Annotated in this window: 18 protein-coding genes and 1 tRNA gene; 9 read left to right on the top strand and 10 right to left on the bottom strand. The window is 61.5% G+C overall.

Annotated elements, in window-relative coordinates:
• Nucleotides 1–67: 67 nt before the first annotated feature.
• Complete coding sequence (locus NKF26_RS06450; protein ID WP_066145796.1) at nt 68–280, top strand: hypothetical protein; 213 nt, start codon at nt 68–70, stop codon at nt 278–280.
• Here NKF26_RS06450 and NKF26_RS06445 read toward each other — a convergent pair.
• The 6 genes from NKF26_RS06445 to NKF26_RS06420 form a co-directional block, all read right to left on the bottom strand.
• Nucleotides 277–2025, bottom strand: a complete 1749-nt coding sequence (locus NKF26_RS06445; protein WP_253234104.1) for a small ribosomal subunit Rsm22 family protein — start codon at nt 2023–2025, stop codon at nt 277–279. The genes NKF26_RS06450 and NKF26_RS06445 overlap by 4 nt on opposite strands.
• Nucleotides 2022–2795, bottom strand: a complete 774-nt coding sequence (locus NKF26_RS06440; protein WP_253234103.1) for a prephenate dehydrogenase/arogenate dehydrogenase family protein — start codon at nt 2793–2795, stop codon at nt 2022–2024. The genes NKF26_RS06445 and NKF26_RS06440 overlap by 4 nt, the downstream gene beginning before the upstream one ends.
• Before the next feature lie 54 nt (nt 2796–2849).
• The gene (locus tag NKF26_RS06435) at nt 2850–3302 is read right to left on the bottom strand and encodes an ester cyclase (RefSeq protein WP_253226018.1); all 453 of its coding nucleotides are present in this window, start codon (nt 3300–3302) and stop codon (nt 2850–2852) included.
• A gap of 164 nt (nt 3303–3466) precedes the next feature.
• Complete coding sequence (locus tag NKF26_RS06430) at nt 3467–3916, bottom strand: ester cyclase (RefSeq protein WP_253226017.1); 450 nt, start codon at nt 3914–3916, stop codon at nt 3467–3469.
• A gap of 263 nt (nt 3917–4179) precedes the next feature.
• A complete protein-coding gene (locus tag NKF26_RS06425) occupies nt 4180–5358 on the bottom strand; it encodes a Xaa-Pro peptidase family protein (protein ID WP_253234118.1) in 1179 nt (392 codons plus the stop codon).
• A 113-nt stretch (nt 5359–5471) separates the two neighbouring features.
• Nucleotides 5472–5927: an ABC transporter ATP-binding protein gene (locus tag NKF26_RS06420; RefSeq protein ID WP_253234102.1), complete on the bottom strand. Its 456-nt coding sequence runs from the start codon at nt 5925–5927 to the stop codon at nt 5472–5474.
• Nucleotides 5928–6076: 149 nt separating this feature from the next.
• Between NKF26_RS06420 and NKF26_RS06415 the strand changes: the two genes are divergently transcribed.
• Both NKF26_RS06415 and aroA read left to right on the top strand, forming a co-directional pair.
• Nucleotides 6077–6529 (top strand): universal stress protein, encoded by a 453-nt coding sequence (locus tag NKF26_RS06415; protein WP_253226015.1) that lies wholly within the window; start codon nt 6077–6079, stop codon nt 6527–6529.
• A 93-nt stretch (nt 6530–6622) separates the two neighbouring features.
• The gene (gene aroA / locus NKF26_RS06410; RefSeq protein ID WP_253234101.1) at nt 6623–7912 is read left to right on the top strand and encodes a 3-phosphoshikimate 1-carboxyvinyltransferase; all 1290 of its coding nucleotides are present in this window, start codon (nt 6623–6625) and stop codon (nt 7910–7912) included.
• Here aroA and NKF26_RS06405 read toward each other — a convergent pair whose 3' ends face one another.
• Nucleotides 7913–8428 (bottom strand): hypothetical protein, encoded by a 516-nt coding sequence (locus NKF26_RS06405; protein WP_253226013.1) that lies wholly within the window; start codon nt 8426–8428, stop codon nt 7913–7915. It abuts the gene before it with no gap.
• A gap of 103 nt (nt 8429–8531) precedes the next feature.
• On the opposite strand from NKF26_RS06405, the gene aroC reads away from it, so the two are divergent.
• The 4 genes from aroC (at nt 8532) to NKF26_RS06385 (ending at nt 12068) form a co-directional block, all read left to right on the top strand.
• Entirely contained in the window at nt 8532–9677 is a 1146-nt protein-coding gene (aroC, locus tag NKF26_RS06400; protein WP_253226012.1) for a chorismate synthase, read from the top strand.
• A gap of 56 nt (nt 9678–9733) precedes the next feature.
• Complete coding sequence (locus tag NKF26_RS06395; RefSeq protein ID WP_253226011.1) at nt 9734–10078, top strand: HalOD1 output domain-containing protein; 345 nt, start codon at nt 9734–9736, stop codon at nt 10076–10078.
• Nucleotides 10079–10498: 420 nt separating this feature from the next.
• Nucleotides 10499–11407: a hypothetical protein gene (locus tag NKF26_RS06390; protein WP_253226010.1), complete on the top strand. Its 909-nt coding sequence runs from the start codon at nt 10499–10501 to the stop codon at nt 11405–11407.
• A 31-nt stretch (nt 11408–11438) separates the two neighbouring features.
• Nucleotides 11439–12068, top strand: a complete 630-nt coding sequence (locus NKF26_RS06385; protein ID WP_253226009.1) for a uracil-DNA glycosylase family protein — start codon at nt 11439–11441, stop codon at nt 12066–12068.
• Nucleotides 12069–12103: 35 nt separating this feature from the next.
• Here the strand turns inward: NKF26_RS06385 and NKF26_RS06380 are convergent, their stop codons facing one another.
• Entirely contained in the window at nt 12104–12304 is a 201-nt protein-coding gene (locus NKF26_RS06380) for a hypothetical protein (RefSeq protein ID WP_253226008.1), read from the bottom strand.
• A 68-nt stretch (nt 12305–12372) separates the two neighbouring features.
• On the opposite strand from NKF26_RS06380, the gene NKF26_RS06375 reads away from it, so the two are divergent.
• Nucleotides 12373–13125, top strand: coding sequence for a DUF2064 domain-containing protein (locus NKF26_RS06375; protein ID WP_253226393.1), 753 nt, complete (start codon nt 12373–12375; stop codon nt 13123–13125).
• Between the two features lie 26 nt (nt 13126–13151).
• Here NKF26_RS06375 and NKF26_RS06370 read toward each other — a convergent pair whose 3' ends face one another.
• Entirely contained in the window at nt 13152–14603 is a 1452-nt protein-coding gene (locus NKF26_RS06370; protein ID WP_253226007.1) for a Na+/H+ antiporter NhaC family protein, read from the bottom strand.
• Between the two features lie 898 nt (nt 14604–15501).
• Between NKF26_RS06370 and NKF26_RS06365 the strand changes: the two genes are divergently transcribed.
• Nucleotides 15502–15584 (top strand) — tRNA-Ser (locus NKF26_RS06365).
• A 481-nt stretch (nt 15585–16065) separates the two neighbouring features.
• Here NKF26_RS06365 and NKF26_RS06360 read toward each other — a convergent pair.
• Nucleotides 16066–17016, bottom strand: a complete 951-nt coding sequence (locus NKF26_RS06360; RefSeq protein ID WP_253226006.1) for a malectin domain-containing carbohydrate-binding protein — start codon at nt 17014–17016, stop codon at nt 16066–16068.
• Nucleotides 17017–17080: the final 64 nt, after the last annotated feature.

Here is a 17080-nt window from a genome sequence, read left to right as displayed (position 1 = left end):
AATACAGTATTGATAGTTAACGAACCACATGGATTTATGCTCTGACACTCACAGTATCCAAGTGGACATGGCGGAGGGAAATGTCACAGACGCTCACACACTCGAACTCAACTACGAATACGCACAACACAACGTTGACGTGCTGTCGATCTGGTTCGAGTGCGAGCCACGGAAGACGGTGGAACTGCTAGCAGAAAACGGGATACCGCTGTCGCCGAACGACGAGGGTAAGTTCGGCTCGTACTACAACTTCGTACGGGAGTGCGTGGAAGCGAACTAGCGGCGGTCCACGACCGTCCGCTCGTCCACGACGAGGTTGTACGATTTTTCGTCATCGTTCCAGAGCACTAGCACGTCCTCGAAGGCCAGAAGGCTACCGTAGGCCGCTTCACGAAGCGTTCGATTGAGCGACGTCTCCCTCGTTACCACGGCGAAGTTCCCGACCGACTCGCTTCCGTCGCTCACTTTGAACACCGGATTTTCCCCCTCCTCCGACAGCGAGTGGCTGAGCTTTACCGCCACGAGGTTCACCCGCTCGGTGACGTGTCGGTCCATTTCGGCCATCTTCGCGGACACCGACCGGTTCGACGTGAACTCCCGACGGCGGGTGTCGTCGGTTCGCAGGATGACGTGTGAGTACTGCACGTCCACGTTGACGAACTCGCCATCGCTGTCGAGTTCGTCGGCCGTCACTACCTTCGGCGACGAGTCCGACTCGGTTTCCCGTGTCTCTGCCGATTCGGACGCACTCGCATCGAGTCCGCCCTCGGTAGCGTCGGGTCCGCTTTTCGACCCGTCGCCGTCGATCTCGCTCCCGTCCAAGTCGTACCCGCTCGCATCGATGCCGTCCGAATCCGTGTCGGCAGCGCCCGAATCCGTGTCGTCGTCCGAGTCCACGTCGAACTCGTACTCGCTGGCGTCGATGCCGTCCCGGTTCGAGGCGTCCGTCGTGGCCGTCGTGGTCGTTCCGTCCGTCGTACTCGCCGTATCCGCCGTGTTCGCCGATTCGTCCTCCGTCCCACTTCCGCTGCTTCCGCCGTCCAGCCGTCGTTGGAACGGCGGCACCGCCAACTCGGGTTTTACGTCGAACGACCAGCAGTCGTCGCTCGGTTCCTCGCCGGGCCACAGGCGCAGCGTCGGCGAGAACACCGTCGTTCGGTCGGAAACGCTCCGCTCGACTTCTCGGAGGCCGATACTGGCGTTCTTGTCCGCCGGAGCGATGGCGACCATCGCCCCGTCCGGCGCGAGGAAATCCAGATACTTCCGGACGACAGCTTCCGGGTCGTCGAGTTCGCTCAGCACGTTGCCGAACAGGACGAGGTCGAAGTTTCCTTCTGGGGGTTCGAAATCCTCCGCCGTCTCGCGGTGTACCGTCGGGTGGAAGTTCGCTCCGGTCTCTTCCAGCATCGCCGAGAGGACGTCCGCGGCCTCGCTCGGTTCGACGGCGTGGTACTCCACGAACGTCTCGGACGGGAGGAAATCGTGCAGGCCGAGCGCCGGACCGCCGACGCCAGCGCCGACGTCCAGCACGCGCAGTTTGCCGGGGAGCAAGCCCCGTCCCGCGAGTTCCGAGAGGACGTACTGCACCACGGCGTAGTAGTCCGGCAGGTGGTAGATGGCGTAGCCGAGCGCCACGCGATAGTCGTACTCGACCGGATTTTGCGCGAAGTAGTCCTCTTTGAGCCGTTGGATGGTTCGTCGGAGTTCGTCGCCCGACGCACCGTCCGGCCAACCCGCGCCGAACTCCGCGACCAATAGGTCTTCCAGCTTTCTACCGTACGCCTCGGGGAACGATTCGACGCCGCGGAACTCGGGACGAACCGGGTCGTCCGAGGCGGGTTCGAAGGTACCGTCCTCGCGCTCCACGAACCCGAGTTCCCCCAACTCCTCGCGGAGCACCTGCCGAACGACCGCCGGATGGGGCGTGCCTTCGACGTACTCCGCGATTTCCTCCGGGTCCACGGGTCGCACGTCTTGGAGGTACTTGGCATTCGAAAGCACCTGCTCGCGCTGGTCCGGGTTCATTCGTCGACCTCCGTCTCGCTCCCCTGATCCGTCTGCCCGTCACGGAGCTTCGCCGCTTCCCGATACAGGCGCTCGAACTCGGCCGGGTCGGCGTCGGCCAGTCGCTCGGCGGCGTTCGCCACGTCCGTCGCGCCATCGAAGCTGGCCTGAATGTCGGCGTAGACGCGCGATTCCCCGTCGGTGACGTGGTCCGCCAGTGCGGACAACTCGTCGTAGACGGGGGTCCGAAGACCTTCGGGCACCGAATTCGCCGACAGCGCGAACGCGAGGATGGCCGCGTGCGTCCCCGCCTGCACCGTCGTCATCGCGTCGTCGTGTTCCGCCGCCGTGGTCTCGACCAGCGTGTTTCCGCGGGAGTCGATGGCCGCCAGGAGGGTGTCGGTGACCGACCCGGATTCGTCGGTCACGACCGCGACGTTCCCCGGCGCGGTGTCGGCACCGAAGAGCGGGTGGAGGCTCACCCGTTCCAACGTGGGTGCGTGTTCGTCCATCGCGTCGAGCGGGGTGGCCATGACGCCCGTCACGTCGATGATGGCCCGTTCGGCCTTCGGCGCGTGGTCAACGATCGCTTCCGCGACTGCGGGTATCGGTACGGCGAGACAGACGGCGTCGAAGGTTTCGTCGGTGTCCAACGCGACCGCTCGCCCACCGACTGCCCTCGCGGCGTCCTCCGCCACCCTCGGCTTCGCGTCGGCGAACGCGAGGTCGGCCGGTATCGACTCTGCGAACCAGCGACCCATCGCGCCCGCCCCGACGACGAGTACGTTCATTGGCTTCGGATTGGAACGGTTCGCCCAAAAGGGGTTCGTTTGCTCGGGTTCGGTTCAGTCCGAGCGGTCCGGTTGTCGCGGGAGGTCGACGATACCGAGTTGTTCGAGCAGTCCCAGCGCGTCGTCGTTGACGTAGCGTTCCGCCAGTTTGCCGTCCCGCAGGTGGTCCACGACGATACCGGTGACGTCTACCTCCTTCCCCGTCGGTTCGACGCCCATCAGTTCGCCGTCGTTCGTCGCCCGCGTCCTGTACCGTGTCACCACGACATCACTCACCGCGTGCATCTCCTCCACGTGGTGTTTCATCCCCGAGAAGGCGTCGTGGAATCGCTCCACCACCGCTCGATACTCGGCGGGGCCGCGTGCCGGTTCGTCGAGCATCGGATTGTGAAAGACGAAGTCGTCGGTCACGAGGTCGGGAATCATGTCGAGGTCGCCTTCGCTGTCCCACACGTGCTGAATCTCCCGCCGGACGAGCGCTTCGTTGTCCGCCGTTTTGATACTCATGTCATCTCCCCTCCACGCCCCCCGGACGGTGGGAGCGAGGATAAGCCGAACACATCGTTCGCCCGAATTCGGCCGTTGAACGGCGGGAAACGTCGCGTGGTCCGACAGCGGGAACCTCGTTTCGTGAGCCAAAAAACAGGTCGGGGTCGGTTCCGCCGTCCCGATTACTCCTCGAACTCCCGCATCTCGGGCGGCAGTTCGATCACGCCGAGTTGGACGAGCATGCCGAGTTCGTCGGCGTTCTCGTAGCGTTCGCGTATCTTCCCGTCCTCCAGTCGGTCGATGATGATGCCCGTCATCTCGACGCGTTCGTTGGTCGGTTCCTTCCCCATCATCTCGCCGGTGTTGGTCCCCCGCATCGTGTACCGAACGACCACCTCGTCGTCCGACGAGATGACGTCCTCGATGTCCATATCGAAGTCCGAAAACATCTTTCGGGTCTCCTCGGCCATCTCGCGGTACTCCGCCGGACCGTTTATCTCCATCATCGACGTGTGATAAACGAAGTCGTCCGTCACGGTGTCGTCGATGGCGTTCAAGTCGCCGTCGCTGCTCCATACCTCCTCGATGTCGCGGCGGACGACCGTCTCGTTGTCTGTTGTTCCGATGCTCATGGTGGTTCCCTCCGCAGTTTGAGTAGATCAAGCAGGAGAATAAAGCGCGCCATCGTTCAGCGGGAAACGAAGGGTGGACGGGTTGTAACGTGAAGTGGTTCGGTGGACAGCGCGGGTTTCGACTCGCTCCGCGGTACCGTTTCTCCGGGTGAGCGAAATTCGTCGGCCACGATTCCGCTTTTCGGAGCACGAGTATTGGCCGTTCGACCGGGAGAAATCCGCTGGTACCTCGGAATCGGGCGAAAGAAAAACGGACGGGCGACCTACTCGTCGTCCACGACGAGTTCGATGGGGTAGTCGGTCAGGTTCTCGTAGCCGTCCTCGGTGACGACGGCGATATCCTCGATGCGGACGCCGCCGACCGCCGGGTCGTAGAGTCCTGGTTCGATGGTGACGATGTGGCCGGGTTTCAGTTCGCCGCCGCTGGGGCTGACCTTCGGGAGTTCGTGCACGTCGAGGCCGACGCCGTGACCCGTGCTGTGGATGAATCCCGTCTCGGCGTTCGGGTTGCTTCGGAGCGTGTCGTAGCCCGCGTCCTCGTACACGTCGCACACGGCCGCGTGAACCTCCTCGCCCGTCGCGCCGGGTTCGAGTGCGTCGAAGGCGGCGTCGAACGCCTCGTGGGTGAGTTCGTAGTACTCCCGAATCTCCGCCGAGGGCTCGCCCTTGACGAACGTCCGGGTCATGTCGGCGTGATACTTCGAGGACTTGTCCTTCGGGAAGATGTCGATGATGATGGCCTCGTCGACGGCGAGCGGTCCGCTCCCACGGTTGTGCGGGTCGGCGGCCGCGGAGCCACACGCCACGATGGTCTCGTCCAGCGCGGCCCCGTGGCGCAGCAGCGTGACCTCTATCTCCTCCTTCACGCGCTCGCTGGTCAGCGGTTCGCCCTCGTAGTGGAGCACGCCGTCCTCGACCGTCGCCGCGGCGATCAGGTCCTCGGCGGCGTGCATGGACGCCTCGTTGGCCTTCTGTGCGACGCGGATATGTTCGACCTCGTCGTCGGTCTTCGTCGAACGGATTCCCTCGACGACCGCGGTCTCGTCGGGCGTCACCGTCACGCCGTGTTCACGCAGGCCATCCGCGATGCCGACCGGGAACCGACTGGGTACCGCGACCGATTCGACGCCCTCGTTGGCGAGAAATTCGGCGAGAACGCGGTATTCCGCCTCCTCGGAACCGTACTCCGCGACCTTCGAGAAGTAGTCGTAGTCGGACATTCGGGAAACGCTTTCCGCGTTGCTCTCCTTTTTGGCCCGCCCGTACTCCAGACTGGAGACGAGGAGGTGAACGCCGTCCGCGTACAGCGTCGTGAACGGGTCCGGCGCGTCGAAACCCGAGAGATACAGTTGGTCGGAATCCGTCGAGTCGGCGTCGATGAGGAAGCCATCGACGTCCATCGTATCGAGCGCGGAATCCAGTGCCGAGAGGTCCTGTTCCATGTCCTTCGTCACAGAAGGAACCACCAAAACGGTGTCGGAGGGCGAACGCATTTCCGGCAACATCGCCCGGAAATCGGCTGTGAGACGGCGTTACGATAGAAAATGATGGGTGCCTATCCGCCGACCTGCCATGGAAGTCGGCGGTGCCGAAAGTGCTGTCGGCGTACTCCCTCGATGATTGCCACGATTCCACCGAGAACTAGCGCAATCACCGCCAGTCCCGGAGACTTCGTCGCGGCGAAGTACGTCTCGTGGCTGAAGGTGTAGTACGTGTCCCCTTTGACTACGGTCACCTTCTCGCCGGTAAGCGATTGCCCGTGACCCGGAATCGAAGTGGCAGTGTCCAGCGTGTACTGTTTCCCACCGATTGCACCGTCGACCACGTGTTTTTGATCCTCGTTCAAATTCTTGTAATGAAAGACGTGCTGACCCGAATTGGGCTGGCTCTTCGCCGAGGAATCGAGCGCGAACTGGTGGTCGAACGCTCCGATACTGGCCACGGCACCCCCGACGATGAGGAATACACCGAGGAAAAACAACCCGTAGTTTACCCACTTCGAGCGTTTCATGTTCGAAATCCGGCCCCCTGATTACATAATCTTTCTGATGGCACTTAAACAATTATTACGATTCCGTAAAATTGGCTCGCTAGAAATTCGGTTTCCGAAATCGTATCACCGGAATCCACATCTTCCTACACGACGAACTACCAGTCACCATGGGGGGATATCTGGTCGCAATCGACGGGTCGGGGGCGAGCATGGATGCGCTCCGGTACGCACTCGACCTCGCGCGGAGCACGGGACAATCGGTGACGGCGGTTCACGTCGTCGTTCCCGAGGAGATCGTCGCGGCGGACGACGTACCGCCGACGAGTTTCGCGGAGGCGAACCGCGATCTCATCCTGTCGAACGTCGAGGACGCCGAAACGCACGGACAGGAACTACTGGACGATGCGGCGGCGGCCGCCAAGCGCGAAGGGACGGACCTCGATACCGGATTACTGTACGGCGAACCGGTACAGGAGATCACGGAGTACGCCGACGACAACGGTTACGACGCCATCTTCGTCGGCCACCGCGGCGCGTCCAAGCGGTTCGAAACGCTGTTCGGCAGCGTCGCGAAGAACGTGGCGGGACGGGCGACGGTTCCGGTAACCATCGTCAGGTAGCGGTACCGTCACCAAATAGCAGCCTTTCGATAGGTTCAGGAAAATATTTTCCGGAGCGGTATTCTGATACCCGTTCGGGTAGACGACCCGCACATGGATGTCGAAATTTCCCATTCGGACCTTTCGGGGACGGCGCGCGCACCGCCGTCGAAGAGTTACACGCATAGAGCAATCCTCGCGGCTGGCTGTTCCGGCGGCGCGCTGGTGTTCGACCCGCTGATCAGTGCGGACACGAAGGCGACCATGCGCGCCGTCGAAGCCTTCGGCGGCGACGTGACGGATACCGGCGAAGCGATCGAAATCGACGGCTTCGGCGGCGAACCCGGGACGCCAGCGGACGTGCTCGACTGTGCGAACAGCGGAACGACCACGCGACTCGTCTCCGGAACCGCGGCACTGGTCGATGGCATCACCGTGTTGACGGGCGACGCCTCGCTCCGCTCGCGGCCGCAGGGACCGATGCTCTCGGCGATCGAGCAACTCGGCGGCAGGGCCGAAAGTAGCCGCGACAACGGGAAGGCACCGCTCGTCATCAAGGGTCCGGTGTCGGGCGGGGGGGTCTCGATTCCGGGCGACGTGTCATCCCAGTACGTCTCCTCGTTGCTGATGGCGGGCGCGCTGACCGAGGACGGGGTGGAAATCGAACTGGAGACCGAACTCAAGTCGGCACCGTACGTGGACATCACGTTGGAACTGCTTTCCGACTTCGGCGTCACCGTGGAGGAGCAAGACGACGGCTACTCGGTCGATGGCGGGCAGTTCTACGAACCGAGCGACGGGGAGTATCACGTCCCCGGCGACTTCTCGTCCATCTCCTACCTGCTCGCCGCGGGTGCGATTGCCGCCGAGGGCGGCGAGAGCGTCCAAATCGAGGGCGCGTATCCGAGCGCACAGGGCGACACGTACATCGTGGACGTGCTGAAGGACATGGGCGGGGACGTCGACTGGAACCGGAACGACGGCGTACTCACGGTCAAACAGTCGTCGCTCTCGGGGACGACGGTGGACGTCGGGGACACGCCCGACCTGCTCCCGACCATCGCGGCGCTCGGTGCCGCCGCGGACGGTGAGACGCGCATCGAGAACTGCGAGCACGTCCGCTACAAGGAGACCGACCGCGTAACCGTGATGGCGAAGGAACTCTCGAACATGGGAGCGAAAGTCGAGGAAGAGGACGACGCACTCACCGTGTACGGCGGCGAGTCCGACCTCGTCGGGTCCGTCGTGGACGGCCACGCGGACCATCGGATCGTGATGGCGCTCGCCGTCGCCGGTCTCGCGGCCGACGGGACGACGATGATCGCGGACGCCGAACACGTCGACGTGTCGTTTCCCGACTTCTTCGAGGTGCTCTACGACCTCGGCGGCGACGTGCAGCGGTAATCAGAAGGTCGTCCCCGATTCGGACGTTCCCGTTTCAGTGGTCTCGTTTCCGACGGGCATCTCCGTCTCGGTGACCGGTTCGTTCCCGGATGTCGTCTCGTTTCCGGAAGACGTCTCCGTCTCGGTGGTCGTCTGCTTCTGACACGTCGAGGTGATGCCGACACCGTCCTGACCGGCATCGACCAGAATGACGTTCGTGTCACAGCCCTCCATCGTCCACTCCGCGGTGCGCCACATTCCGTTGTCGAGTTGGACGTTCACTTTGTACGTGCCCGCTTCGAGGATGTTTCGCCGGTTTGCGACCCAGCCAGGAAAGAGATAGAAATCGGATTTGTATCGTTTCTTCCCCCGTTTTCCTTTTATCGTCACCGTGACGACCCGCCGTTCTTCGAAGTAGTTACGAACGCGCAGGCTCACCGGTTTCGAGGCGTCCTCGTCATCGAACGGGAGGCGGCCAATGCAGCCTGCGAGACTGCCAGCGAACCCCGTCAAAGCGAGGAAGCGACGCCGATTCATCGCCTCCGTGTTGGGGTTCCGGGTATAAATTTTCTTTCGGCCGCCGTGGCGAAACGTTCCGCGGTCTGTAACCTCTAAATGCCCCGGTCACACAGACACGGTTATGAACGGAAACCGATTCGGACGCCTCTTTCAGGTGACGACGTACGGTGAGAGCCACGGCGAGGCGATGGGAGTCACGATCAGCGGTTGTCCCGCCGGTCTCGAACTCTCGACGGAGGACGTACAGGCTGACCTGGACCGGCGCAAACCCGGCCAGTCGATGATAACCACCAGTCGAAACGAACCCGACGCAGTAACGATCAACAGCGGGGTTCAGGACGGCTACACCACCGGAACGCCCATCGGTATGGTCATCCAGAACAAGGACGCCCAGTCCGGGAAGTACGAACCCTTCATCACCGCGCCGCGCCCGAGTCACGGCGATTTTACCTACTCCGCGAAGTTCGGCACGCGAAACTGGGGCGGCGGCGGTCGGTCGTCCGCGCGCGAGACGGTAAACTGGGTCGCGGCCGGAGCGGTCGCCAAGAAAATCCTCTCGTCGGTCGGCGTCGAACTGAAAGCCCACGTCAACCAGATTGGTGATGTTCGGGCCGACGACGTGACGTTCGAGGAGATGCTCGAACACAGCGAGGAAAACGAGGTTCGCTGTGCCGACCCCGACGCCGCCGAGGAGATGCGCGAGTTGATCGACGATTATCAGGAACAGGGAGACTCCATCGGCGGGTCGATCTACTTCGAGGCCCGTGGCGTCCCGCGTGGATTGGGTGCACCGCGCTTCGACTCCGTCGAAGCACGGCTCGGACAGGCCATGATGTCCGTTCCCGCGTCCACCGCCTTCGAGTTCGGACTCGGGCGGGAGTCACGCGAATGGGCAGGCCACGACAGAAACGACGAATGGGAGTTCGACGAGAACGAGGATCCGAAGCCCGTGGAGAATCGTCACGGCGGGATTCAGGGCGGCATCACGTCCGGCGAACCGATTTACGGCGAGGTCACGCTTCACGCACCGACGTCCATTCCGAAGACCCAGACCACGGTGGACTGGGAGACGGGAGAGGAGAAGGAAGTACAAGTCATCGGCCGACACGACCCCGTCCTTCCGCCGCGCGGCGTGCCCGTCGTTGAAGCCATGCTCGCGCTGACGCTCGTGGACTTCATGCTCCTCGGTGGCCGAATCAACCCCGACCGACTGGACGCACAACCCGGCGAGTACGATACCGACTATCATCCCAGTCGCTCCGAGTAGTCGTCCCGGGACGTAATTTTATAACGTTTGAGGGAGAGAATATCATCGTATCGTAGATGAACAGAACGAATGCGGGCGGTGACAACGGAGAACGAGGGCCGACACTCGTCACATCGAATCCTCGTGGATACCACATCTGTTATGATACCACATCCAGAGTGCTCAGCGAAGTCGTCATCGAATCGGTTGCAGCGATTCGAAACGTGGACCCGACCACCACCCGAATCCCGTTGATAGAGGTAGTCGATCCGGATGCGCTCGACGCACTCTTTGCCGATACCTACCAAGGGAAGGAACGAGCGGACGGTCACATCGTGTTACCCTTCGACGGACTCACCGTGTTCGCTCATTCGAACGGACACGTCTTCGTTCGTGAAAACCCAAACACGGTGAGACACTGATACCGGCGTCCCATTCCACGAACTCAGTATCGGAAGCGACGATTAGAGGAACGTCGTCCGCTCGCGCGCGAAGACAATAATCATAATCATCGATCGATCCATTTACGATCGATCCACATAGATTTATTCACGGACAACTTTATTACGAATTGATGCGTATGGCGTGTACGGATAGCATTGGTGCTACGGTAACATGGGTAACATTGTTGTAGCAATGTCCCCGTAAACACCCATGGAATCACCGGTGCCACCCGAATTTGCGGACGGAGAGAATCGCCGTCCACAACGCCGTGTTCGGCGTTATGGACGGTCGAAAAACATCTGCCGCCCCATATGTTGACATATGACAAATAAATACCACACTGTATCCCACCTCCAGCGGGTATCGGACGAGTCGAACAATCGTCGAACATATCGTCCATGACCGGCACAGATCACGATTTCGAGACCGGAAGTAGCGTCCTCGTCGATACATCCGCCGCTGACTGCGAACGGACGAACGGTTACTCACCCCTCCACGACGAGACGGACGCGTTGGTCGCGGTGACGTACGACCGATCCGCCGATTCGTTCCTGCGAACGTGGCGACGACGTACCGGAACGGTTCCGGAGTTCGTTCGGATCATCGAAGTCGGGCGAACGATGCGCTCGACGGCTGACGACTCGATGGCGGATACCCCGCCCGACGAACGATCCGCGGGAGTCGTCGAAACTGTCGACCGGCCGAACGACCTCGACGGGGTTCGGGAGGCAATTGCATCCGCACTGGCGGCGTCGGATGGCGAGACGGTACTCGTCTTCGACTCGCTCACCACCCCGACCGAACACGTTTCGATCCACGAGATGATTCCGTTCTTCCACGCCGTTTCGAACCTTCTCACGGATGCCGACGCAGTCGGCTACTTTTACTGCTCGGAGCCGTCCGATATCTCGGCGGTCGCACCGTTTCGGGCGCTCGTGGACGAGACGGTCGAACTGGACGACACGAACGACGGGGCTCTTCCACGGCCTGCGCCCAGGGACGGGCCGCCGCTCGATACCCTGTTCGAGGCACTCAGTTCGAGACGCCGACGTGACGCGCTTCGATACCTCCTCGACACCGAGGATGCGGTCGACATCAGCGAATTGGCGACCGCACTCGCACGCCTCGGACCGGGCGGCGGATCGACGCACAACCAACACCGCAAGTACTACTCGACGCTGTATCAGCTTCACCTCCCGAAACTCGACTCCGCAGGCCTCATCGACTACGACGAGCGAAACCATCGCGTCTCGGTTCGGGACGGTGCACGATGGGCGGAGTCGTTTCTCGCGCTCGTCGAGGAGTAGGCCCTTTTAGGCTCGCGGCACAATCGGGGGTATGAACGCGAAGCAGGAGGAACGCTCGAACCCGTTTGGGATGGATGAAGCCTGCACGAACTGCGATCTGTGTGAATCACGCGAACAGGTCGTCCACGGCTACGGCGACGTGGACGCCCATTTCCTGTTCGTCGGCGAGATGCCCAGCGACCGCGCGGACGAAACCGGCGTTCCCTTCACCGGCGACGCGGCGGGGGAGCGACTACAGGAGATTCTCGGACGACTCGGATTGAACGAATCCCCGCCGGACGCCGAGGAACCGGAGATCGAGAACGCGTTTCTCACCTACCTGACCCGCTGTCATCATCCCGAGCGCGGACCGACGGATGGCGAAATCATGACCTGCGAGCCGTATCTGAACGCCGAAATACGGATGATTAACCCGGAAATCCTCGTCCCCATCGGGGAGGGCGCGCTCGCGGAAATCGCGACCGAATACACGACGAAACCGGCGGCCGACATCGACATCGTGGCGGACCACGCGACGACGATTCGCGGACGCGGGTTCGAACTCGTCCCGATGATTCGGCCGGAAAACCAGACCGAAGAACAGACCGAAGCGTTCGTTCAGCACTTCCACGAGTTGATGGACACGGATTATCGCCAGACGAAGGGACGACAAGGTCGATAATCGAGAGAGGGGAGACAAGAAACGGACCGAATCGGTTACCAGTACGGGTTCTGCCGCCAGCGCTTCGACCGACCGCCGACGTGTGCGACCCCGGCGATGAGGACGACGAGCAGCGCGACCGTCACGATTGCTGCAGCGCCCGAAAGCGTGTTGATGACGAGGGAGACGAGCGCACCGATGACGAGCAGCGCGAGAACAACGACACCGAGCAGACCGAGGGGTTTCGTCCAGTCCATGGTCGAAATCGGGTCGGTGGAGGCATAAAATGGTGCCTTTCAAGGCGCTCCCGAACCGACGGGCGGGTATGACCACCATCGCCGTGTTGGCCGACCCGCCACGCGAAGGGTTCGTCCTCCCGGAACTCGCCGAAACGTCGCCGCTCTCCGCGAGCGAGGCGGCCGAACTGTACGCCGCCATGTTGAAGGACACCTTCGTCGCGGTGGCGAACAGCGGCGGCGAACTGCTCGTCAACTACCGTCCCGACGAGGCGATACCGGACGAGTATGCGGGCGACGAAAGTTCCGAGGAGGAGCTACGCGCGCTCGCAGACGAGGCGCTGGAAGGGACGGACGACGTGCGTTTCGAGGTACAGGTCGGGGAGACGCTCTCCGGACGTGCCGGAAACACGGCGACGCACTTGCTCGAAGCGGAAGGGGTGGCTTCGGTCGCTATCGTCGATGGAACTGCACCGATGCTCACGCGAAAGGAAATCGACAGCGCGGCGATGAAACTCCGGCGGAGCGAGGTCGTCCTCGGTCCCGCCGCGGACGGGCGACTCTACTATCTCGGCGCGACGGACACCATCGACTTCGCGGACGTGTACACGCCGCCTGAGCTCGAAACGGCAACCCAGCGCGCCGTCGATGCCGGTCACGACGTGGACTACCTGCCAGCGATGACGAGCGTTGAGACAGGGGCGGATTTGTGTTCGTTGATTCCGCTTCTCAATTCGCGCATCGCCGCCGAGCGAATCGTCCCGGTGAACACGGCGTCGTATCTCCACGAACTCGGCGTTCACGTCGAGGAGAGGGACGGAAAACGGACGGTAGTTCGGTAGCGGGAGCAGGAGCAGGAGAAGGTTCGTTAGTCGGCCGACGCGACGGCACTCGATTTTTCGCTCGAATCTTCCGATCCGATCCGCCAGCCAGTGGCCGCCATCACGAACAGGATGATCGGCGAGAGGATGCCGAAGAAGTAGAACCACATGTAGTCGAGCGTGGGCACGCCGAGCGCTGCTGCCATGTAGATGGCTCCGGCGTGCCACGGGATGAGCGCACCCGTTGGCGTCCCAGCGGCCTCGACGGCCCGCGAGAGTTCGCTGCTGTCTAGCCCGTGTTCGTCGTAGACGTTCCGGAGCGTCATGCCGGGGACGACGATGCTCATGTACTGCTGGGCCGTGAGCAGGTTCGTCAGCGTGGCCGAGATTCCGGTTCCGGCGACCAGCAGGCCGGTGCTGTTGAGCCCCCGGGAGAGGTAGTACGCGAGGGTGGCGAGGACGCCGGTCTTCTCCAGCAGTCCGCCGAGCGCGAGCGCGAGCACGACGACCGCGATGGTCCACGCGGAGCCGCTGATGCCGCTGTTGGCGAGCAGACCGTTCACCAGTTTCATCCCCGTTTTGGGGGCGGTTCCGCTCAGAGCGACGTTCCACGCGGCGGTGAACGACATCCCCTGCACGAGGATGGCCGTCCCAGCGCCGGAGAAGATGCCCGCGATGAGGGACGGGAGGGCGGGATAGCCGTAGAGCGCGAGTCCGAAGGTGACGACCAACGGGATGAACACCAGCGGCGAGATGGAGTACGTTCCCAAGAGCGCGTGCTGGATGGCGGCGGCCTTGCCGCCTTCGGTGCCACCGCTCGCTTGGAGACCGAAGAACGCGAAGAGGACGACCGACAGGCCGAACGCCAGCAGCGTCCCGGTTCGCATCCGGTTGATGTGGTCGTACAGTTTGGTGTTCGTCACCGCCGCCGCCAGGTTCGTCGTGTCCGAGAGCGGCGACTGCTTGTCACCCGCGTACGCGCCGGAGAGAATCGCTCCGGCGGTCATCGGCGCGGGAATCCCGAGTCCCGACCCGATACCGATGAACGCCACGCCGAGGGTCCCCACCGTCGTCCACGACGACCCGATGGAGAAGGCGACGAGTCCCGACAGTATCGCCGTTATGGGCAGGAAGACGGACGGGGAGAGCAGTTGCAGTCCGTAGTACATCAGCCCCGGAATCGTGCCGGAACTGATCCACGTGGCGATCAGTGCGTAAATCGAGAACAGGATGAGAATCGCCTGCAAGCCCATCATCAGGCTGTTGGCGAGTCCATCGTACAGTTCCTCCCAGGAGTAGCCGAAGACGTAGTACCCGACGAGGCCGGTGAACGTGATGGCCCAGAGCAACGGCATGTGCGGGTCCATCCCAAGCCACGCCGACCCGACCGCGAGAAAGACGATGGTCGCAAGGACGGGTAAAAGCGCCTGTTTGAACGTGGGTCGCCGCTCCTCCGGCAACTCCTCGTACGTCATCGGCTCGAAATCCAATGATGGCATCGTACTCCGGGAAATGCACCTGGGGAATTAAACGCTTATGGTATGATGTCTTGGGATAATATTTCAGTCTCGCAATTCGTCGTGTCGGACACGTCCGTGAGCCGAGACAGGCTGTACGTAGAAGGGGTGCCGAGTAGAGCGAACCGTGGTGGGATAGTAGAGCGGCCTATCGTGCCCGGATCGAAAACAGGTCAGTTGGATTCTACGGGAGATTCCGTAAATGGGTAGCTGATACGATCTCTCGGGAAGAAAATCAGACCACAGTCAGTGCGAAACCGAGAATAAAGGCCACCAAAGCAATCACAACGAGAACGGTAGAAACCGTTTGACTGGACGAATCCGTTTCGACATCGAAGCCCCACCTACCGGACAGAATACCGATACCGACGAAGATAGCAGCGAGGCTCCCTATCATCCCGGTTACTGACGACAGAGACGGATGACTCAGGACTGATTGATCGAATGACTGGCTTGCAAGTAGAAGTCCAGTAACGAGTGGTGCGACGCCGACTGCTTTCTTGGAGGACATACTCGAAATTCTCGTTCGCGGACAATAATTCCACCGGGAAACCCAATAACCAACCGGGGGCCTGTACGGGGATGGGGAGCGGATGGAAGTCGATCATCCCACCCGAATAATCCATCTGACGGGTTGTTTCCGGTCGTTTTTGTCTTCGATTAGCTGCCGATCATCGTGCTGTCGTCAGGTTGGTTCGGGAATGAGAACGATACCTTCAACTTTCTCCACCTCACACATGGAGATACACCCCACGGACGGCGGTTTCGTGGTTTCCGAGTTCGTTCAATCGGGCTTCGGTACTGCGAATCGTCATCTTTCGTTTCACGTCTTGAAGCCGTAAAATCGCATCAGGGCGTCGGGGTAAACTGACACTCTCGTGGTGGGATGGCAGAGCGGCCTATTGCGCCTGCCTTGAAAGCAGGTGGCGTCATGCCTCATGGGTTCAAATCCCATTCCCACCGTTTTCCGATGTGAGTAATCACCGAGTGACGCGTAGCGGCGCTCGGCACAGCACGAGCATCGAAAACGACGAATGGGATTTGAACTAGACCGAGGTTCTGCGCTGTGCGCAGGTTCTCGGACGTTGTTCAAATCCCATTCCCACCGCTTTTCACGCGATTACCCGACGAGCGCCGCATCGCGGCGCTCGTCTCGGCAGGAGCGGGAGAGCGGCATCCAAATCCGAAATTCGGGAGGCCGTTACGGACCGACGGCGACACGAAACATCCCATCAGGATCGAACAGATGGTTCAACAACTGTTCAATTATGGAACACACGGTATTTCACACGATGAGTGGAGACACGGAACGGGAGTCAGGTTCGGAATGGACCGGAGATTTTCGCACGACGTGCGGAACACAGGTCGATGAACGGGTCGGAGGGCAGTTTACAACAGTTCTGAAACGGTCGGCGTTCGGGAAAATCAGGGGGTAACCGGCAGGTCAGTTCGACTTGGAAGCGGCGGCGAGTGTCTGGCCCGAATTCACGTCGTTCGACTGACGGTCGTTTTGTTTGCCACCTTTCTGCTTGCCGCCCTGAACGCGGACGATTTCGATGCCCGAGAGCATCGGGTCCTCCTTCTCGTGGATGAACTTCACGTTGGCCACGCCGTCGCGGACGGTCACCGTGTACGACTTCATCGTGCCGCGGTTGTGACCGAGTTCCTTGAACATGTCGTAGTTTTTGAGGACGCGCTTGCCTTCGATTTCGACGTCGAACTTACGCGGGCCTTTCTTCTTGTAGCTCTGTTTGTCGAAGTAGCTCTCGACGAAGTACAACCGGACCTCGTACCGGCCGTTCCGTACCGGGAACCGATACTGCATCTCGGTGTCGTCGCTCGGCTTTCCGGCGACGTCGGCGTCGTACCGCCGACTCTGGAACATGGCTTCGGGCGTTCCGGACGGGACGGCGGACGTCATCGAGATGTAATCGTTCGTGCTGTTCGTGTGGCTACCGCTGATACGCGCGTTGTTGAACCGTGACGGGCTATCCTCGGTGTCCGCGAGCCAGTACCGGCCGCCGTCGGAGGATTTGAGCTGTGGACCACCGACGTTGACACGATAGCGGACCGTCTTCTGCAGTTGTGTCGTCTGGGTGGTCGAAGTAGTCGATGTCGTTGTACTCGTCGTACTCGTCGGTGTCGCCGTGGTTTTCGGCGTAGTGGTGGCCGATTTCGTCGTTTGGGTCGTCGTCGCCGCGGTGGACGTCGCCTCCACGCTGGTCGTGGCTGGCGAGGTTCCCGGTGAAGCGTTCGCGCCACCGTTCGTACTGCCTGCTGGTCCGAGGATTCCGCCGGGAATCCCCGCGACGATGATGAGGCCAGCAACGAAGAAAACGACGCCGCCGCCGATGAGTATTCCCTGGATTAAACCGCCGGATGAAGAGCCTGACATATTTCTCATCTCCCCCGTATGTACCGCAACATTATCCGAAGGTCAGGACCCTATCCAGTTAATT

The sequence above is a fragment of the Haladaptatus sp. AB618 genome (genome assembly GCF_024136965.1).
In the GTDB taxonomy this organism is placed as follows: Archaea; Halobacteriota; Halobacteria; order Halobacteriales; family Haladaptataceae; genus Haladaptatus.
This window is presented reverse-complemented; position numbering and strand designations above follow the sequence as displayed.